The sequence below is a fragment of the Lutimonas halocynthiae genome (genome assembly GCF_030409835.1).
GTDB lineage: Bacteria > Bacteroidota > Bacteroidia > Flavobacteriales > Flavobacteriaceae > Lutimonas > Lutimonas halocynthiae.
Map to the genome: position 1 here is coordinate 520,924 of NZ_JAUFQO010000001.1, position 20,465 is coordinate 541,388.

Annotated in this window: 14 protein-coding genes; 7 read left to right on the plus strand and 7 right to left on the minus strand. The window is 34.8% G+C overall.

Annotated elements, in window-relative coordinates; genetic code table 11:
• Positions 1–16 precede the first annotated feature (16 nt).
• The gene (mutS, locus tag QWY87_RS02345) at positions 17–2,629 is read right to left on the minus strand and encodes a DNA mismatch repair protein MutS (RefSeq protein WP_290287773.1); all 2,613 of its coding nucleotides are present in this window, start codon (positions 2,627–2,629) and stop codon (positions 17–19) included.
• A gap of 141 nt (positions 2,630–2,770) precedes the next feature.
• On the minus strand, positions 2,771–3,445 hold the full coding sequence (locus tag QWY87_RS02350; RefSeq protein WP_290287776.1) for a phosphoadenylyl-sulfate reductase: 675 nt from the start codon (positions 3,443–3,445) through the stop codon (positions 2,771–2,773).
• A 204-nt stretch (positions 3,446–3,649) separates the two neighbouring features.
• On the opposite strand from QWY87_RS02350, the gene QWY87_RS02355 reads away from it, so the two are divergent.
• The 3 genes from QWY87_RS02355 to QWY87_RS02365 all read left to right on the plus strand — a co-directional run bounded on the left by QWY87_RS02355 (position 3,650) and on the right by QWY87_RS02365 (position 6,370).
• On the plus strand, positions 3,650–4,186 hold the full coding sequence (locus QWY87_RS02355) for an RNA methyltransferase (RefSeq protein ID WP_290287777.1): 537 nt from the start codon (positions 3,650–3,652) through the stop codon (positions 4,184–4,186).
• Between the two features lie 170 nt (positions 4,187–4,356).
• The gene (locus tag QWY87_RS02360) at positions 4,357–4,785 is read left to right on the plus strand and encodes a deoxycytidylate deaminase (protein WP_290287779.1); all 429 of its coding nucleotides are present in this window, start codon (positions 4,357–4,359) and stop codon (positions 4,783–4,785) included.
• Positions 4,778–6,370 carry a S41 family peptidase gene (locus QWY87_RS02365; RefSeq protein ID WP_290287781.1) on the plus strand — a complete coding sequence of 531 codons (1,593 nt, stop codon included), beginning with the start codon at positions 4,778–4,780 and terminating at the stop codon, positions 6,368–6,370. Before QWY87_RS02360 ends, QWY87_RS02365 begins: the two co-directional genes overlap by 8 nt.
• 6 nt (positions 6,371–6,376) lie before the next feature.
• Here the strand turns inward: QWY87_RS02365 and QWY87_RS02370 are convergent, their stop codons facing one another.
• Complete coding sequence (locus QWY87_RS02370; protein ID WP_290287782.1) at positions 6,377–6,988, minus strand: FAD-dependent oxidoreductase; 612 nt, start codon at positions 6,986–6,988, stop codon at positions 6,377–6,379.
• Positions 6,989–6,994: 6 nt separating this feature from the next.
• The gene (locus QWY87_RS02375) at positions 6,995–7,570 is read right to left on the minus strand and encodes a MarC family protein (RefSeq protein WP_290287783.1); all 576 of its coding nucleotides are present in this window, start codon (positions 7,568–7,570) and stop codon (positions 6,995–6,997) included.
• 184 nt (positions 7,571–7,754) lie between these two features.
• Here QWY87_RS02375 and QWY87_RS02380 point away from each other — a divergent pair, with 184 nt between their 5' ends.
• Complete coding sequence (locus tag QWY87_RS02380) at positions 7,755–8,327, plus strand: DUF3109 family protein (protein WP_290288034.1); 573 nt, start codon at positions 7,755–7,757, stop codon at positions 8,325–8,327.
• A gap of 81 nt (positions 8,328–8,408) precedes the next feature.
• Complete coding sequence (locus QWY87_RS02385; RefSeq protein WP_290287784.1) at positions 8,409–11,285, plus strand: CHAT domain-containing protein; 2,877 nt, start codon at positions 8,409–8,411, stop codon at positions 11,283–11,285.
• Here QWY87_RS02385 and QWY87_RS02390 read toward each other — a convergent pair.
• The 3 genes from QWY87_RS02390 to QWY87_RS02400 all read right to left on the minus strand — a co-directional run bounded on the left by QWY87_RS02390 (position 11,268) and on the right by QWY87_RS02400 (position 17,256).
• Positions 11,268–12,014, minus strand: a complete 747-nt coding sequence (locus QWY87_RS02390; protein ID WP_290287785.1) for a tetratricopeptide repeat protein — start codon at positions 12,012–12,014, stop codon at positions 11,268–11,270. The genes QWY87_RS02385 and QWY87_RS02390 overlap by 18 nt on opposite strands.
• Complete coding sequence (locus QWY87_RS02395; protein ID WP_290287787.1) at positions 12,001–12,567, minus strand: RNA polymerase sigma factor; 567 nt, start codon at positions 12,565–12,567, stop codon at positions 12,001–12,003. Before QWY87_RS02395 ends, QWY87_RS02390 begins: the two co-directional genes overlap by 14 nt.
• A 297-nt stretch (positions 12,568–12,864) precedes the next feature.
• Entirely contained in the window at positions 12,865–17,256 is a 4,392-nt protein-coding gene (locus tag QWY87_RS02400) for a DUF8693 domain-containing protein (RefSeq protein WP_290287790.1), read from the minus strand.
• A gap of 385 nt (positions 17,257–17,641) precedes the next feature.
• On the opposite strand from QWY87_RS02400, the gene manA reads away from it, so the two are divergent.
• Positions 17,642–18,847: a mannose-6-phosphate isomerase, class I gene (manA, locus tag QWY87_RS02405; RefSeq protein ID WP_290287791.1), complete on the plus strand. Its 1,206-nt coding sequence runs from the start codon at positions 17,642–17,644 to the stop codon at positions 18,845–18,847.
• Between the two features lie 6 nt (positions 18,848–18,853).
• Entirely contained in the window at positions 18,854–20,464 is a 1,611-nt protein-coding gene (locus QWY87_RS02410; protein ID WP_290287792.1) for a M1 family metallopeptidase, read from the plus strand.
• Position 20,465: the final 1 nt, after the last annotated feature.

Consider the following 20,465-nt stretch of genomic DNA (forward strand, 5'->3'; position numbering starts at 1 on the left):
ATCACTTTCTCAATTGCTATTTATTTTTGGTAAGCATTCTTTTTATTTCATTCAGTTTCATTAAGGCATCGATAGGAGTCAAATTATCTATTTCAGTGCTTAGAATTTCTTCCTTAATTTCTTCCAATAATGGATCGTCTAAATTAATAAAACTCAGTTGAAGGTTTTTTTCAGAAGCCGATTTCAATTTGGCTTGTATGTCTTCTGAAGCATGACTTTTTTCCAGATGACTTAGCATTTTATTTGCCCGATGCAGAACCGGCCCGGGCATGCCGGCAAGTTTGGCAACATGTATTCCAAAACTGTGTTTACTACCTCCGGGAACCAGCTTTCGGATAAAAATGACTTTATCTTTTAATTCTTTCACTGAAACGTTGAAATTTTTAATTCTTTCAAAAGTTTCACTCATGTCATTGAGCTCGTGATAATGTGTTGCAAAAAGGGTTTTAGACTTGGCAGGATGCTCATGCAGGTATTCGGCAATGGCCCACGCGATTGAAATACCGTCATAAGTACTTGTTCCTCTCCCAATTTCGTCCAGCAGAATTAAGCTCCTTTCAGATAAATTATTTAAGATGTTTGCCGTCTCGTTCATTTCAACCATAAAGGTTGATTCACCCATTGAAATATTATCACTGGCGCCAACGCGGGTAAAAATTTTGTCGACTATTCCAAGTCGTGCATTCTGAGCCGGAACATAAGATCCTATTTGAGCTAATAAAACGATAAGGGCTGTCTGCCTTAAAATGGCTGATTTACCACTCATATTTGGCCCGGTAATCATAATGATTTGTTGCTGGTCACGATTTAAAATTACATCATTGGCAACATATTGTTCACCCGTCGGAAGTTGCTTTTCGATTACCGGATGTCTTCCGTTGTTTATTTCTATTAAGGTTGACTCATCAACCACGGGCCTGATATAATTGTTTAAGACTGCAACCTTGGCAAACGATCCTAGACAATCTAGCTGGGCTATAACCCTTGCGTTCTTTTGAATTCCGAGAATAAAAGGTAGAATAGATTCTAATAAATCGCCATAAATCTGCTGTTCAATACCTGAAATTTTTTCTTGAGCACCGAGTATTTTAGTTTCGTATTCTTTTAGTTCCTCTGTAATATATCTCTCTGCTGAAACCAAGGTTTGTTTTCTGATCCAGTCTTCAGGAACCTTATCTCTATGCGTATTTCGTACTTCAATATAATAACCAAAAACATTATTAAAGGCTATTTTCAGGCTACTGATTTGCGTCCTTTCAATTTCTCGCTTTACGATATGATCTAAATATTCCTTCCCGGAATTTGAAATATGTCGGAGGTCATCCAATTCTTGATTGATACCATTTCTTATCGCATTACCCTTATTAATATTAACAGGCGCATCTTCTTCTAATGTTAAACTGATTTTTGTGATTAATTCCTGTAGAGGATCAATTCCCTCAACTAGCGAAATAAGAGATTCGTGACTGCTTTTTAAGGCGTTTTCCTTTATTGGGATTAACGATTCCAAAGAATTCTTTAAAAGAACAACTTCTCTCGGATTGATCTTGCCTGTAGCAACTTTTGAAACAAGTCTTTCCAGATCACTTATTTGATCAATTTGTTCATTTTGAGATTGCAAAAATGCCTCATTCTGGATAAAAAACCTCACAATATCGTGTCGGTTTTTGATATCCTCAATATTCTTAAGAGGTAAGGCAAGCCATCTTTTCAAGAGCCTGCCCCCCATTGGAGATATGGTATGATCTATGACGTCTAATAGTGTTACGGCTCCCGGTGTATTGGCTTGATACAATTCTAGGTTTCGAATCGTAAATCTGTCCATCCAGACGAAATCATTCTCCACTAGTCTTTGAATATTGGAAATATGTTCGAGCTTATGATGTTGTGTTTCAGATAAATAGTGAAGAATAACTCCAGATGCAACGATGCCTTCATTGAGGTCTTCGACGCCATAACCTTTTAAGGATTTAACTTTAAAATGCTGGGTAAGCATTTCTTTTGAAGCATCTTCTTGAAAGATCCAGTCATCTAAATAGAAAGTATAGTATTGACTCCCAAAGTGGGTATTGAAATCACTTTTACAATTCTTCTGAATCAGTACTTCACTAGGGCTAAAATTTTGCAATAATTTGTCGATATAATCCTTATTCCCTTGTGAGGTGATAAATTCACCAGTAGAAACATCAAGAAAGGATATGCCAATCCGCTTTTTACCGAAATGGAGCGCTGCTAAAAAATTGTTACTTTTTGATTGTAATACTTCATCGTTTAAAGATACCCCTGGCGTGATAAGTTCAGTGACACCTCGTTTTACAATCGTTTTAGTGAGCTTTGGATCTTCTAGCTGATCGCAAATAGCGACCCGCTTTCCTGCTTTGACTAATTTTGGCAAATAAGTATTTAAAGAATGATGTGGAAACCCGGCCAATGCAGTTTCGCTTTCAGAACCGGCACCTCTTTTAGTCAGCACAATGCCAAGAATTTTTGCTGCAATCTTAGCATCCTCACCAAAGGTTTCATAAAAGTCACCAACTCTGAAAAGTAATAGGGCGTCAGGATACTTATTTTTGATGTTGTTATACTGCAACATCAAGGGAGTAACTTTTTTCGCTTTTGCCTTTGCCAATTGTGGGTTTTTTTAGTAAATATTCTTCATCCACATTAGAAATAGCGGACAGGAAAGCAAAGATATAATATTAATGAGAATAAGGAAATCACAAAGCATCAAATGCAAAATGAAATCGAAAAGGCCTATGATGTGAGTTTTTTAAAGGTGCAAACCGCATTCAGTTTTAGGTGAATTGTTCCATCTTCCGTGACGATCTTCACCTGGCACCGTACAATGAAAACATCCAATAGAAGAGTAACCCTTAGATTTCAAAGGATGAAACGGAAGGTGATGGTCTTTTATAAACTGATCTCTTTCGCCGTAATCGATATCCAATAAGGGGTAAAATTTTAACAGGGTTTCTTTCTCTTCAAAAATATGTAGATTATTTCGATGATCACTCTGCCATTTCATGAGTCCTGAAACCCAAATTTTATAATCCTTTTTAATATGATCCAAGGGCTTTACTTTATTGATGTGGCAGCAACGGTTGGGATTCTTTGTCCAAAGTTGGTTTTCTTTCGAAAATTCATATTCCTTTGGATCAGCTTTAATACTAACCACATTAAGGTCATATAATTTAGAAAGGTATTCCTTGTAAATAAGTGTTTCTTTGAAATGATAACCAGTATCTATAAAGTAGATTACCTGCTCTTTATTAATATCTGAAAAAACTTTGAGCAGAAAAGCTGAGGTTGCAGCAAATGCAGATGTAATCATGATGTCTTTCGCATCAAAATCTTTATATAATTGCTCAACTCTTTTGTACACACTTAGGGTGTCATATTGTTGATTTAATTTTTCAATTCCAGAATGATTTAAGGTACTTATCATAACGATTATTCAAATTAAGAAGGCTAAAATACTAATTCTAGCAGGTCTTTACATAAAAAAAGTGTTAAATAACAACTTATCCTATCGGATTACTATGATAAATGTCATGTTTTTGATAATTTGATTCTATTTTAAATAAAAACGCAGAGAGGGAGACTTCCTTAGTTTGATTTTATAATTTCGCAATTATAAGAAGACTCCATCATGCGAAAATTAAAGAATAGTGAATTAAATAGACTGAATGTAGCAGAATTTAAGGCATCGGAAAAAATTCCCTTGATTGTGATATTAGATAATATCAGAAGTTTAAATAATATCGGATCTGTTTTTAGAACTGCAGATGCCTTTCTGATAAAAAAAGTCTATTTGTGCGGCATCACTGCTAAACCGCCTCACAAGGAAATACATAAAACCGCTCTTGGAGCAACAGAGTCAGTTGATTGGGAATATGCCGAAAACACTGAAACTTTGACCAAAGAACTTCAGAGCCAAAATATCAAAGTTGTCGCAATTGAACAAGCTGAAAAGAGTACTTCGCTAGAGCAGTTCATGCCAGTAAAAGGAGAAACTTATGCCGTGATTTTTGGAAATGAGGTTAAAGGTGTTGCTCAAAATGTGGTTGATAGTTCTGATCACTGTATAGAAATTCCTCAGTTTGGAACAAAGCATTCTCTTAATATCTCAGTGAGTTGCGGCGTAGTTCTATGGGATCTTTTTTCCAAAATCAGGTTTACAACCTGAATCGAAATGAGTTTCCAGAATTTATGGCACTGATTTTGAATGATAAGCAACAGTTGCGTTGATTCCGTTAATCTCTGTGTCACTACTAAATTTTGATACTTTTTTAACACCTTTCATTTGAAAGTTTTATATTTTCGCTATCAAGGATTTTTATACGATAGATAAGACGCATGACGGATAAAAAACAGAGAAGGTATGATCAGGCCTATTTAAAAATGGCTAAGGAATGGTCAAAGCTATCGCACTGTAAGAGAAAACAAGTTGGAGCACTAATCGTTAAAGGTAAAATGATTATCTCCGACGGATATAACGGAACACCGACAGGTTTTGATAATTGCTGTGAAGATGACGATGGAAGCACTAAATGGCACGTTTTACACGCTGAGGCCAACGCTATTTTAAAAGTAGCCTCATCAACCCAGGCATGCCAAGGGGCCACACTTTATATTACCTTATCTCCTTGTAAAGATTGTAGTAAACTGATTCATCAATCGGGCATTAAAAGAGTGGTTTATGCCAATGCTTACAAAGATGAATCGGGAATTGACTTTTTAAACAAGGCCAATATTGAAATTTTATATTTACCGATAAATGAATAGAAAAACCAGAATATTTCTTCCTTTGATCATTGCAATTTCTATTGCTTTGGGGATATTTTTAGGGACCTCTCTCAACTATCAGAAAAAGACAATTACTTTTTTTGGGGGTACGCCACAAGAAAGAAAAATCAAGAGATTGATAGACTATATTCAATATGAATATGTCGATGAAGTGGATACCGATAGTTTATTGGACGGAACCATAAAGAATATGCTGGATAAACTTGACCCGCATTCTGTATATATTTCAGCTAAAGAGTTGGAACAGGTTTCAGAGTCGATGAACGGTAAATTTGTTGGGATAGGAATACAATTTAAGATGCATAAAGACTCTTTGACAGTTGTCAAAGTGCTTGAAAACGGACCGAGTTTAAAGGCAGGAATTAAAGCGGGTGATAGAATTCTTATTGCAAATAATGATACGCTTTTTGGGAAGAATATTAACAGCGCGTATATTCTCAAAACGCTTAAAGGAAAACCGGATACTTCCGTTGATCTTATAGTCTATAGAAAATCAGTAGGCAAACAACTCCCTTTTACGATTATTCGGGGAGAAGTGCCTATTAAAAGTGTAGACGCTTTTTATATGCTAAATGAAGACCTTGGTTATATTAAGATCAATAAATTCGCCGCTACTACTTATGATGAATTTAAAGTGGCTTTGGATGACTTACTCGATCAAGGGATGAAAAAACTTGTATTGGATCTTCGACATAATCCGGGAGGCTATTTACAGGTTGCTACGAAAATTATTGACGAATTTTTAGAGGAAGGTAAACTCATTGTTTTTACGAAAAACAAGAAAGATAAAATAGATGAAACTTTTGCAACAAGTAAAGGTGATTTTGAAGATGGGCATGTATTTGTATTGATTAACGGTGCTTCAGCTTCAGCAAGTGAGATTGTAGCAGGAGCCTTACAGGACAATGATAAAGGCACAATAGTAGGAAGAAGGTCATTTGGAAAAGGCTTGGTGCAGCAAGAGATGCAACTCGGAGATGGATCAGCAGTTAGATTAACAGTTTCAAGATATTATACCCCGACAGGAAGATCGATTCAGAAGCCTTATGAAAATAAGGAGAACGGTGAATACTTCAGTGATTTTGAAAAAAGATACCACAACGGAGAATTGATGAATGCCGATAGTATAAAAGTCATTGATTCTTTAAAATTCTCAACACCAAAGGGCAAAATTGTTTACGGAGGGGGAGGAATAATTCCTGATGTTTTTGTTTCAATAGACACCACTATGTTCTTTCCTGAATTTCACTATCGACGTTCCAGAGAATTTGTTTTTCAACACTTCGATCAAAATGTAAATGAATTTGAAGGATGGAGTTTAGAGAAATTTTTAAATGATTTTGATGCAGACAATCATATTTATAATGATTATATGGAGTCAATTCCTTCTGAGTACGCGGTTTTAAATACGGAGGAAGAGAAGAATTTTAAATTGTATTTAAAAGCATTATTCGCTCAGCAAATATTTGATATTAATGCCTATTTTAAGATAGTGAATGCTCAAGACATCATGCTTGAAAGAGTTGTTCAATTAAATGAAGAAGGATACCCTCTGGAGCCCTAAGCCGAATTATTTAGGCTCAGAATCGTGAACCATTGAAGTTTGCCCATCATTCCAAAGCGTTAAAATCTCAGTAGCAACATGGGCGCCGCTTCCGGCTGCTGTGGCATACTGACTTCTCCAACCGGCTAAAACACCTGCAACATATAAGTTTTCATCGACCAGGTGATCACTATTTTTTAGTTGTATCCTTTCTTTTTTGGCAGGAAGGTTCTGATGTGATTCTACATATTTAAACAGCCCTTCTATGTTGAATAAATTTGAAGGACCTACTGCAATAACTACTACTGAACTGGAATAACTATTTTTATTGGTCTTGATCAGAAATCCTGCATCTGAAGGTTTTACAGATGTGACTTTCTCATTTTCGATTTGAACAACATGTGGGTAAGTTTCACTTAATTGTGTACGGCCCATCTCTAATAATTCCTTACCAGTAGTTCCTGGAGCAATACCCAGAACATTGTTGAACAGTGCCCCATCAAGCGCCGAAGCTTTTTGATGCATTACAATACCAATTTTTTTCCCTTGAGCATAAGGCTTTAACTGGGCCGAACCTAATACAAGAGCACAAGACATTCCTGCAACTCCTCCACCAATTATTAAGACATCGAATTCCATACTTTCTTAGTTAAAAAGCCCTTGAATATTAGAAGTAAAAAGTTTTACCGCTATCGCCATTACGATTACGCCAAATATTTTTCTGACAACGCCAATCCCACCTTTTCCAATAAACTTTTCTATTTTAGTAGAGGATTTCAATACAGCATATACAAATATACTGTTTACTATTATGGCAATAATGATGTTAATTGTTTGAAATTCAGCCTTTAAGGATAGAATTGTAGTCATAGTCCCTGCACCAGCAATCAAAGGGAAAGCTAAAGGAACAACACTCGCAGTATCTGGAGAATCTTCTTTGTATAACTGGACTCCAAGGATCATTTCAAGAGCAAGAAAGAACATGACAAACGAACCTGCAACGGCAAAGGAATATACATCAATTCCAATAAGGTTGAGTATTTGTACGCCGACGAATAAGAACAATATCATGATTAACATGGCCACTATCGAAGCTTTCTCCGATTGAATATGACCGACTTTTTGTCTAAGATCAATAATAATTGGAATACTTCCAATTATATCGATTACAGCGAACAATACCATAGTCGCAGTAAGTATTTCCTTAAAATTAAGTTCCATTGAAATGATTTTAAATGTGCGCAAAGTTAGAAAATTACATTCAATGTGTGAGATAAAAAAAAGTGATTTATCAAGGATAGAATCTTTACTGAAAAACGGATTTAAAAATGAGCTTAAAAGCTTTGATGGAATGACCGATTGTTAAAAAGAATGTACTTTTGCGAAAGATTTAAAATAAGAGATGATGTTTCAACTTGATAAAACGATTGTTTCAGAAGAAATACTTGAAAAAGAATTTGTTTGCAATCTAAGTGCTTGTAAAGGGGCTTGTTGTGTGAATGGAGATGCGGGGGCACCTTTAGAAAAAGAAGAGCTAAATGAATTAGAGGAAATTCTTCCGGTTCTAAAAAAATACCTGAGGAAAGAAGGTCTTGAAGCAATAGAAAAACAAGGGGCGTATACGACAAATGAACTTGGAGAACATGAAACAACCCTTATCAATGGAGAAGATTGTGCTTATGTGATTTATGATGAAAAAAAAGTGGCCCTTTGTGGAATTGAGGAAGCTTATAATCAAGGAGAAGTAACATTTAAGAAGCCTGTTTCATGCCACTTGTATCCGATTAGAATAAAACAATATAGTGAGTTCGCCGCTGTTAATTATGACAAGTGGGAAATATGTGATGATGCCTGTAGTTTAGGGAAGGAATTGGCTGTTCCGGTTTATAAATTTGTTAAACAGGCCTTAGAGAGAAAATTTGGTCAGAAATGGTTTGCAGAACTTGATAAAATAGCGAAAGAAAGAGAGCGTTCTTGATGCTTAAGAATTGTATACGACAGATTTAGATAACTTAACTTATATTTACGTTCTCCAATACAGAAAGATTTAATAACTGTGGTGAACCGAATAGCATATCTATTTCTTCTTATTCTAATTCCAACAATGGGTTGGGCTCAATTGCTTGATAAAGAATATGTAATTCTTCAAAATAAAAAAGCCGCTGAACTCAATCGTCAGGGTAATTTTTCACAGGCAAATAAAACGCTCGATCAACTCTTGGTAAGATTAGAAAAGGAACAGGCAAGTGAAAGTTTCTTTGCCACTACGTTCCAGACCAAAGCAAAAATTGTTCAGAGTCTTGGAAATTATGAGGAATCTTCAAAACTTGCCAGACAATCTTTAATGATATCCCTGAAGTCTAAGGATAGCTTAAATATTGCTGATAGCTATAATACCATGGGGATCAATCATTATTTTGAAGCTGACTACGATAGCACAACTTATTATTATGAGAAATCTTTTGAAATTAAAAAGAGAATAAAAACAGATCCGCATGCTCTTGCCGTATCTGCATACAATATCGCTTTGGTATACGATGACCTCGGACAGTCTGAAAAAGCCATGGAGTTATATCAGCAAGCAGAATCTCATTTATTAAATAGTAAACGAAAAGAGACTTTTTTATCCGATGTCTATGTTGGTATGGCACTCATCTATTTTTATTCCGGTGAACTGGCAAAATCGGAGATTTATGCAGAAATGGCTTTGGAAGAGGGCTTGAAGTCGTATGGTGAGTTTAACCCTAATATGACTTTTGTTTACACTACATATGCCAATATATTAGAAGCGAAAGGAAAATATCAGGAAGCAATAGATCTTTTAGAGAAAAATCTTAAAATAAGAAAATCAACATATGGGGAGTATCATAGATGGACCTGTGAAACATACTACGATCTGGCAAATTCATATTTACTCATAAAAAAATTCGATCAGGCAGAAGCGCATTATAAAAAGGCAATTGAAATAGGAAAGAAGATAAATAGTGAACAGTATCTCGCTAATGCTCGCAATTTTTTAGCGCAGTTGTATCTCAATAGAGGAATGCATTTAGATCATGCAGAAGATTTACTATTGTCTTCACTTGAAACAAACGTCGGCATTTATGGAAATTCAAGTGACTTGGTTGCAGAAAACTATCTTCAGTTAGCTAAATTATATAAGAAAAAGGAAGATAGCCCACTCATGCTAAATCATGTTGAGAAAAGTTTAAAAGCAGCAGATTATAATTACAATGATCTTGGAAAAGTAATTGGACCTCTTCAGGCTATTGGCGCGCTCTCGTTGATGAGTGACTGGCATTTTGAGACCTACGAGAATGATCGGGAGATCAGTCATTTATTTGAGAGTTATAAGTTAATTGATCAAAAAACGGCCTTGATCCGACACCTACAAAGTAATTTCTCTACTGATCGTTCAAGAATAGATTTTGCAAACAAATACAGAGAAATTTTCGAAAAAGATCTTGGGCTTTGCTGGTTACTGTATCATGAAACGAGGGATAATGCATATTTACAAAAGGCATTTGACTTATCTGAAATTAACAGAAATACTACTTTGTTAAAAGGATTGCAGGGAATAAAATTTCGAGCCTATGGCGATATTCCTAAGGCTAAACTTGATTTGGAACAAAAGACAAAAAAGGAGCTGGAAAGGATAAAAATGGATATCTTTTTTGAAAAGAGTGCCACAAAACCTGATAAAGCTTTCTATAGGTCTTTACTGGATGAAAGAATCGTATTGAGTAATCGTCTGGATAGTATTTATAAAGACTTCAATAAAAACTATCCAAAATTTAAAAATTTTAAAGGAGGTGAAGACCTGGCAAAAATTGAAGAAATTCAGGCCCAATTAGATAGCGATACACAAATGCTGACCTATTTCTTAGGAGACAAAAGCTTATTTACTTTTAATATTACTAAGGATAGCATTAGCTTATTGCGAGCTGATATTGCAAAGAGTCTAGTTGAGGTTACGAATGATTTTAAAAACCACTTATCGAAGAGGGAAGACATAAATGAACTCAGCCATGATTTATTTATGTATCTAATGGGGCAGCAATTAGAAAAAGGTAAAAAAAACATAGTGATTGTAGCGGATAATGTATTGAATTATATTCCTTTTGAAGTATTGAAACTTTCTGATGGTTCGTTTCTTGTGGAAAATTATAATATAAGTTATACCGGTTCTGGGAGATTATTTTTGGAGTTAAATAATGAATTTTTTCAATATGATTCACAAGAGGATTGGGCTGGATTTGCCCCTACATACGATCCAGATAATGAGATCGTTGCAGCAAAAAATGAGATTGATGATATTGCTTCATTAACCAATGGGATGAAGTTTGTTGGAAATGAGGCTAAGAAGGATACGTTTCTTTTTCACAATCAAGATTATTCTATATTACATTTAGCGATGCACGCTAAGATTGACAATGATAACCCACTTTATAATAGACTTATTTTTGAGGATGGAGAGCTGACTTCATCAGAAATTTATAATTCAAGGTCCAAAGCAAACATGGTTGTCTTAAGCGCTTGTAACACAGGATTTGGAAAAATTGAAAAAGGTGAAGGCGTAATGAGCATGGCTAGGGCATTTCATTTTTCTGGTATCCCGTCTATTGTAATGAGTTTATGGAAAGTTCCTGATAAGGAGACCAAAACAATTATGATTGATTTCTATCGATTTCTGCAAGAAGGAAAGAGTAAAAGTGAGGCTTTGAGACTGGCAAAGCTTTCATTTCTGAAAAAGAATAAGAATACGGTTTTAGTACATCCCTATTATTGGTCTGGATTTGTGATAAATGGTAATGCAGATCCGATTCAAATTGGGAAACCAACGCATACTCTGCGGTGGGGCTTAATAGTTTTGATCTTGATTGTTGGCGTTGTGTTGATTTACAGGAAGAGGAAAAAATCAATCCAAAAACGCTAATATTTCATTCGCAGCATCTTTTTTGACGTTTTCAGCTGGGTCATTTATTATTTTGTTTAATTCTTTTATGGCATTTTCTTTGTCATTTATTTGGACATAAGCAAGAGCTAAATACCATTGAGACTTTTTATTGAATCCCTTCTGTTTAGCATTTAAATCATTAGAATTAGAAACAGATTTTAATAAATCTATGGCTTCTTCTGGTTTATTAATCGCCAAAAAACTGATTCCTTTATAAAAATCAATATAGACTTGATCAGGATTTTTAACTGAATTAAAAAGATTGATTGCTTTGTGGTAATTTTGAGCTTCGTAGGCAACAAAAGCCCTGTATTCAATAGTATTTATATTTTCACCTCTAACGATAGGTTGCACAATGTTCCTCGAAGGTTCGAAATAATCAGCATAAATAGCTTCATTCGATGGAAAGTACTTGCTCTGTATTCCCCAAATACCCAAGCTAGTTAGGATCAAAAATGATGCAGCAACCATCCACTTTTTAGGAATAAGCATCAATCTTGAATTCTTTTGAGATCTGTTTTCTATTTCAACCAAAGTAGATTTCAGGTCTTCCTGTTGCTTAATGGCAATTATTTCTTTGAGGTCTTTTTGAAATTGAAACTCAGTGATAAATTCCTTATTGTTTTGTAATAGATCATTAAAAAGTTTCTGTTCTTTCGGGCTGAGAGAATTTTCAAAGTAACGATCAATCAAATCATGATTTTTCATAATGTTTATCTACTAAATCTTTTAACTGTTTAATACAGCGTGATTTTTGACTTTTTAAAACCTTTTTGTTACTATAATTCAGAATAGTTCTTATCTCATCGAGATTATAACCTTGATAATAGAACAAATTTAAGATACTTTTGCATCTATCACCCAAACGATCATAGTATTTTTTCAATAACTTCTGTTCTTTAGTTAATGTAGCTCCATAAAGGTTAACATCAAAATCAAGGTTTTCTTCTACAAGATTAAAATCATTGGTTAAGATCGTTTTTGATTGCACTCTAAAATTATAGTATATTTTATACTTACCGATAGCGAAAAGGTAGGTCGAAATATTGCTTTGTAAGTCATCAATTCGCCCATTTATAGCGTTCTCCCTTAACACCATTATCGAATCTTGGTAAATATCTATGGCATCATATTCACTTACATTGTATTTTTTTGCAAAATTAAGAAAGCCTTCTCTATTCTCTATGTAGATCTTCTCTAAGGTAGCTTTATCACCTTGTTTTAATAATTCAATAATAGATTTTGGCTCTTTAGAATTCATGATTAACAAAGAAAGTAAAAAGATTTATAATAAGACCTAAGATTCGTAAGGAAGCATATGGGTCAGTTTGTGATAATCAAAATTATAAATAGTCTTAAATATTGAGTAGGATAATACCATTCTAATTAGTAAGGGGAATCCTTTATTTGCATATAAATATTCGGAATGATCGAGTCTATGGAAATATTATTAACCTTCTTTGGAAACAATTTTTTTTAAGGGCTGTTGAAAAGTAAAAGCCACCTTTTCAACAGTTTTCTGCTGAAAAAGTGGCAATATTCATAAGGGGAATTGTCATTAATTTATTATTTTTTTATTAATTCTTGTTCCATCTTCCAAGAGTGCATTAATAATCAGAATATTTCCTGATGAAAGATGATTTGTCTTTAGGTCGAATTCTTCTTTCTCAGGACTGGCATTAATCAATAATTTACCAAGAATATTATATATTTTAATATTATCCACTCTTTTGGGTGAGTTAAAATGTAAATTATCCTGATTGATTGAGACAATGAATAGACTGCTTAATTCTTGATCATCAACTCCGAGAACGGCTCCTTTTTGAGCCAAGATTAGTGAAAAACGATTTTTTTGATTTTCATTTGAGTTATAATCAAATTCATAAGAAGAATCACTTAGGTCATGAATCATGTTGGTCAAATTATCTTTAAGATATATTTGAACTTCATTGAGTATTCCTTCCCTCTTTTCAATAGCGATATTGAAAACTCTTGAGGAGGCCTTCGCCCCAAACCCTAATTCAATTTGTACTTCATCTTGCAATGAATGTAATCCTTGAATAGCAAATTTATCATTATTAATCATTGAATAAAACTGTACAGGATTTGCACTAAAAGGCATTTTTAGGGCGTCATATCCCATGTCAATACCAGAAGTAGCATTTTTGGAAAAACCAATCAAAAGCCTATCCATACCTCCTTTATTAGAAGTGAGGCTTAGCCATAATAAATCTGTTTCCTTGGAATCGCTGTTAGATTTATTTTGAAGACGCTTATCATCATCATCATCATCATCATCATCATCGTCGTCGTCGTCGTCGTCATTGTCATTGTCATCATCATCTTCATTGTCGTCGTCATCGTCATCGTCATTTTGACCATTCCAATAATCGCTGTCAAAGTCAGCAAAATCAGGATATTTCTTATCTTTTTTATTAAAGCAAATATTTTCTCCTTCTAATTGAATCTTCCAGTCTCCATCATTTTTGTTTTTATCTTTTGCTTTTTTATTATAGAGATAGACTTTGATGTCTCCTTGAATTATGTAGACTTCTTTGTCCTTCAGTTTGAACTTCTTTCCGTTAAGTTCGACATAAGTATCTTTTGATTTTGGCTTTAACCTAATGAAGGTGGCATTTCCTTTATAAGAATATTCTTTTCCTTCTTTTTTCAAGAATTTCATGTCGATATTCCCTTCAGGAGTATGCATTAAGAACATTTTATCTTTTGATGAACTTGGATCTAATCCTATTTCACCTTCTAAATTATCACTACAGACAGGGGTCTCGATGACTGATTTACCATCACTAATACAGATGTTATCTCCAGCCAATTCAATCCGCCAATCACCATCATTCTTATCTTTATCTTTTCCTTTCTTGTTATAAAGTTTCACTTTCATTTTACCTGAAAAGACATAGGTTCTTTTATCATCTAGTTCCATAATCAAACCGTTGATCAAGAGGTAAGTGTATTTTGATTTTGGTCTTATTTTTAGATTTGTAGCACCTCCGGTATAAGAATAATTTTTACCCTTTTTCTTTAGGTCGCTTATTTCAATTTTACCTGAATTAGTCGTTAACACGAAGTTTTTGTCCTTAGAATTACTTGGATCAATTTCGATTAGACCAGTCAACTTATTATCACATTTCTGCTCTTCTACAAGATCAGAGCCATCACAATCCTCATCAATGCCATTATTGGGAATTTCTTTTGCTGCAGGATTAATATCAGGATCCAGGTCATTACAATCTTCTAAGCTATTGAACCCATCTTGATCAAGGTCAGCATAACCTGTAATTAAGTCATATCCATCACAGTCTTCATCTATTCCGTTATTAGGGATTTCAATAGCTCCGGGGTAGACATTAGGATTGTCGTCATCACAATCGTCAATACTGTTAAATCTATCACCATCAGAATCCATATAGTCAAGCGTCGCCGGATTACAATCATCATCTATGTCGTTATAAAGGATTTCAGTAGCTCCAGGGTTTATAGATGCATCACTATCATCACAATCTTCACCTTTTTCATAACCATCTCCGTCTACGTCATTCTCGTTATAATTTGCGTTTGCATCAACTACCCGCATTGAATTATTAAATACTGCCGTACCTGGGTTGATTGCTCTAACGAAAAAACCTTGACCTGAGTTAATATTTTCTGAGGGTAGATCAATTCCTTCACTGCTCATTGAAGTTCCTCCTAGGATGTTGTATGTTATAAAATATGAGGAGGTATAATCGTCACCTAGATTTTCGGTATTGTGTGCCCATAGATACACGGTAGGATCTAAATTTGTCACATTCTGATTCAAGAATCTATCAATGGCAATTCCAGAGGGATAAGGGTTTCCTAAAAAATTAAAATCATTTTGTAAATCACTATCGTTCAAATTGCCTTTGAGGTCAACTGAAATTAAACCATTGTTTGGAACTCCATTGAAACTTATTTCATGCATTCCTATGCTGCCTTGAGGCCCTTCAGATGCATATCCAACACCAGGTATCATATTCCCTGAAGCCATTGTCCAGACATTCCAGTAACTATTATCGGGGTCATTGTTTGGGTCGGAGGAAGTTGTATTTGACTGATCATAAGTAAATATCCGATTAGGGTTTACATTTGAGAAAACAGATCCCAGTGATGCCGACATAACAGGAGATGACCAATACGACAACTCTTTTGCGTCTTTGCGAGTAAAAGATTTTTCAATTTTTGAAATCGAACCTTCAACCGCTGCATTATCATCAGTCATTACCAGAGACTCCTTATCACCAATAGTAAAAGTTCCTTTAACGATTAGGTCTCCACCTACAACAACACTATTTCCGGTATTGCTGTTAAAATTTAAGTCAGAATTAATAAGAAGATCTTTGGACACTATATTCCCGTTTGAGGCTGAATAGGGAGCATTAACAATTACATTAACTCCTGAATTCGGCATTCCATTTGACCATGTGTCATTTTCCCAAACGGTTATTTTTGTATTTTTGATCGGAAAGTTGCTAAAGCTGACTAATTCTATATTATTTTCATTTGTAATATACGCGACAGGGGAGCTCAAAGATTTTGAAAATCCATAATGCGTAACCCCAGCATTCACACCTGGGAATCCCGATAGTTTAAGAATGATCAAGTTATCCTCAACATTTATTTCATTTATAGATACAGCGCCTGCGTTCACAAGAATGAAATTTTCTACTGGACTCGTCATGCTTAATGATGTTGCATCTGTTTCAATGATTAGTGTTTTATCATCTTTTAGATAAGCATCAACTACCATAGGCGTCTGCATGCCTTTTCCTTGTCCCATTCCATATAAATCTCTTCTTAAAAGTTGGTAGAGTCTATTACCAAATTCTTCATAACCACCTTCAAAACCAAAATGACAATCAATATTGGTTGCCAAAGGAGGAGCGTATTGTAACGATGCTGTCTGTATGACATGAATTTTTTCATCAGAAGATGCCAATTGTCTTTGCGCCTCTTTAATATGCATTAGACTGGTAGCCGAGCATGCACTTTTAGTTTGAAATATATAAATATGCTCTAAACCTTTGAAATCGTTTCGCCAGTTTTGAGTTAAATTTTTGAACCCAGCTACATATTGACTTAAAGAAGTATTCACATCGCTTTCACCTTGTGACCAAAAAATCCCGCGAACGGCATCTTTTAAACTACTGCTATTTAATCTGAAAAGTAATCTTTGGTAGTTATTTTTTGATTGGCTCTCGTCATAGTTTGCTGCAAAATATTCAATTGGTTTTCCTGGACTGGCACCATTAATGATCGCTACTGGTATTTTTTGCTCGTTGATAATTTCTCTAGCGACTTTCATACCCCATTGACCGGTATTACCATTCGTAAAGTTTGTTACATCTCCTTCTCCAACATACCAATATGGATTCTGTTCTAGCGCTAAAGAATTATTAGTTCCATTTGCAAACACCCTAACAAATTCACTTTTTAATGGATCTGAGCTACCTTCATAGGCCTGTGCTTCTGCATTTGACTGACCCTGGATAACGAATACATCGCCTGAGACAATATTATTACCTCTGCCTGAAGGGTTCGTAATCTCAGAAACATCTGAGCCGTTTATACCACTTAGATTTATCGAATAATTTGCCAATACAGCTTGAATTTCAATATCAAATTTAAAAGTTATAATTCCGGAGCTACCAACAAAAGATTTTTCTTGAACTGCGTACTCGGAATTCACTCCATTTAGCGTTCTAATAATAGTGATTCGCAAAGCATCATAAGAAACTTGGTTGAGATCAACAGAACCTTCAACTGAGAATTTACCAGTATTCGAACTGACAGCTCTTGGCACCAACTGGTTGTCAAGGGGCATATTTGTAATAGAAATCTGGCTCAGCCCGAAAAAGGGAATAAGAACCAAAAAGAAAAGTAGGTTTTTGAGGGTCATCGATTTTTTCATAACAATTTCAATTAGCAATATCATTAGGCATATCACAAAGCTATAACAGCTTGTAAATTGAATAGTAAGAAAGAAATAAAAATCAGCAAAGAGGGATGAAGGTTACAAGGAACGTAATTCCTGTAACAATTCAGTTATGCTTTTGCAGAGTAGTTTTTTCTCATAGCTTAGAGTTAAATTACACAAAAATAATACCTAATGTAAAAGCAAATGTAATAGATTTGGCCATACAATCCTAATAAAAATAAAACTAACGTATTTATAAACAGGGCGATAAGTTAGCTTAGTACGTTGATTTTAAGGATTAAAAATTCATAATGCCTGTTGAAATTATGAGGGCCTTAGAAGATTATTTTGGTATCTTCGATTTTTTAAAAATTGTAGAATGCAAAGGATATTTAAGTTAAAAGGAAAAGTTCAAAACTATGCATGGGGAGGAAATGATTTTATTCCGAATTTACTTGGTTTGAAATCAGACGGGCAATCTTATGCAGAGTATTGGTTAGGGGCTCATGTAAATGCTCCAGCCTTTGTGGAGACTATGAATGGATCTATTGCTCTCGATAAATTTTTGGCTGATAATCCAAAGCAGTTCTTGGGGAATGAAATATATAATATGTACGGAAGACTTCCGTATCTCTTTAAAGTGCTTGACGTTCACGACATGCTTTCCATACAAGTTCATCCTTCAAAAAATGAAGCAGAAAAGGGTTTTAAAAAGGAAAATGAATTGAAAATACCGTTAAAAGCCCCAAACCGAAATTATAAGGATGATAACCACAAGCCGGAGATTATGGTTGCTTTAAATGATTTTTGGCTTTTGCATGGATTTTTACCTAAAGATAGCCTGATAAAAGTACTTGAAGCCCGTAGTGAGTTAAATCCATTAATTGACGTTTTTAACAAAGGTAGTTACAGAAGCTTATACGAGTATGTGATGCGTCTTCCTGAGGCTGAAAGTAATGCAATTTTAGGTCCGTTGATCTCTAGAATCATGCCTCAATTTAAACAAGGAAAGATAGACAAAATGAGTCCTGATTTTTGGGCAGCTAAGGCAGCAATTAAAGATCTTGAATCGGGAAATTTTGACAAAGGAATCTATTCCATTTATTTTTTCAATATTTTGAATGTAAATCAAGGAGTTGGCGTTTTTCAAGATGCCGGAATCCCGCATGCATATTTAGAAGGGCAAACTATGGAGTTAATGGCAAATTCTGATAATGTTTTAAGAGGAGGTTTAACACCAAAACACATTGATATACCGGAATTATTAAAACATATCGTTTTTGAAGAGACGCATCCGAAAATTTTGAAAGGTGAGCTCATCAATCATGGAATGGAAACCGTTTATAAAAGTATCGCGCCTGATTTTGAATTAAGTCATATTGTTTTAAAAGAAAAGGAGGTCTTATCTTCAAAATCCAAAACTGCGGAAGTATTTATCCTCATGGAGGGAATTGCTCGGGTTACTGAAAATGAACATGTTTTAGAACTGAAGAAAGGAGATTCATTTATTGCCCTGGCTGATGCGGAATTTACGATTTCTGCAGAATCAGGAACTAACATTTACAAGGCAACAACACCATATTAATTGCACATGAAAAGTATGATTTCAATAACCACAATTCAAAGAATAATTTTTATTTTTTCTGTATTCCTTTTGCCTTTAAGCGCAATGAATGCCCAAGACACTTATAAAAGAAATAGCAATGCAGATGTTCAACATTATAGATTTGATCTCAGAGTCAATGATGATTCGAACGAGATCTTAGGACAGTCATTTATAAAGGTAAATTTTGACAAAGAAATAGACACATTTGCGATTGATTTAATCGGAAAGTCAAATCAATTTGGGATGGAAGTTCTCGAGGTTTTAGAGGATGATACAAAAGCAAACTACACCTATCATAACAACAAAATATTGATCATTCCTAACTTGAAGGATATCAAAGAAAGAACCTTTAGCATCAAGTATAAAGGAATTCCAGAGAAAGGCCTTGTTATGGATACCACAATGTACGGTCAAAGGTCTTTTTTCGGAGATAATTGGCCCAATTTGGCAAGGTACTGGTTGGCTTGTGTTGATCATCCTTATGACAAAGCTTCTGTGAGTTTTAATGTTTATGCTCCAGATTATTACGATGTGGTGGCTACAGGAACTAAAACAGAGGAAAGCAATCTAGGTGATGGAATGAAATTAACCTGCTATAATGAGCCGGCACCTGTTGCTACAAAAGTCATGACCATGGCGGTTACAAAATTTGCGTACAGCTATTTGGGAAAAGTAGGTGATATCGAGGTAAGTGCATGGGTGTATCCTGAGAACAGATTAGAAGGCTTTGCTGATTTTGAAGAAGCCACTAAGATCCTGGAATATTTTAGCACTAATATTGGGCCATACTCATACGCTAAACTGGCCAATATGCAGGCAAAAACACAATGGGGAGGTTTGGAAAATGCGGGGACTATATCATATAAAGAAGCGTTAATTACAGGAAATAAAAAAATACAAGAATTGATGGCGCATGAAATAGCACATCAATGGTTCGGAAATTCAGCAACAGAGAATGATTGGAATCATGTTTGGCTTAGCGAGGGCTTCGCAACGTATTTTGCCATTTTGTATCAAGAATCAGTCGATGGTAATGAAAAGAGAAAAACAAAATTGCTTCAAGATAAAAATGAGGTGATCGAATATTATCAAGAAAACCCTTCCCCAATAGTTGATTCAAGCATAAAAGACCCTAAAAAAGTGTTAAGCAGAAACACCTATCAAAAAGGAGGCTGGGTATTGAATATGTTAAGACATCAATTAGGAGATGAGGTTTTCTGGGAAGGAATAAGACGTTACTACGCTGCGTATAAAGACAGCAATGCCATGAGTTCAGATTTTCAGAGGATCATGGAGGAGGTTTCAGGAAAAGAGCTGAATGAATTCTTTGAACAATGGCTTTATGTAAAAGGTTACCCTGAATTGAAATGGGGATGGAAGTATACAAAAGGAAAACTCAAAATTTCTGTTAAACAGTTACAAAAGCACCATACTTTTAAGTTTCCAATTGAATTTGGAATTAAATCAGAAGATGATATCAAGACCATTTCTTTTGATGTAGAAAAAGGTTCAGAAACATTTGAGATAGAGATGAAAGACAAGCCCGAATCTGTTGTGATTGATCCTGAACTTTGGTTGTTATTTGAAGAAAAGTAAA

Coding starts and splice junctions, on each gene's coding strand:
- QWY87_RS02350 (WP_290287776.1), bottom strand. CDS start 3,445: ATGATAAGTACCTTAAATCATTCTGGAATTGAAAAATTAAATCAACAA.
- QWY87_RS02355 (WP_290287777.1), top strand. CDS start 3,650: ATGCGAAAATTAAAGAATAGTGAATTAAATAGACTGAATGTAGCAGAA.
- QWY87_RS02360 (WP_290287779.1), top strand. CDS start 4,357: ATGACGGATAAAAAACAGAGAAGGTATGATCAGGCCTATTTAAAAATG.
- QWY87_RS02365 (WP_290287781.1), top strand. CDS start 4,778: ATGAATAGAAAAACCAGAATATTTCTTCCTTTGATCATTGCAATTTCT.
- QWY87_RS02370 (WP_290287782.1), bottom strand. CDS start 6,988: ATGGAATTCGATGTCTTAATAATTGGTGGAGGAGTTGCAGGAATGTCT.
- QWY87_RS02375 (WP_290287783.1), bottom strand. CDS start 7,570: ATGGAACTTAATTTTAAGGAAATACTTACTGCGACTATGGTATTGTTC.
- QWY87_RS02380 (WP_290288034.1), top strand. CDS start 7,755: ATGTTTCAACTTGATAAAACGATTGTTTCAGAAGAAATACTTGAAAAA.
- QWY87_RS02390 (WP_290287785.1), bottom strand. CDS start 12,014: ATGAAAAATCATGATTTGATTGATCGTTACTTTGAAAATTCTCTCAGC.
- QWY87_RS02395 (WP_290287787.1), bottom strand. CDS start 12,567: ATGAATTCTAAAGAGCCAAAATCTATTATTGAATTATTAAAACAAGGT.
- QWY87_RS02400 (WP_290287790.1), bottom strand. CDS start 17,256: ATGAAAAAATCGATGACCCTCAAAAACCTACTTTTCTTTTTGGTTCTT.
- manA (WP_290287791.1), top strand. CDS start 17,642: ATGCAAAGGATATTTAAGTTAAAAGGAAAAGTTCAAAACTATGCATGG.
- QWY87_RS02410 (WP_290287792.1), top strand. CDS start 18,854: ATGAAAAGTATGATTTCAATAACCACAATTCAAAGAATAATTTTTATT.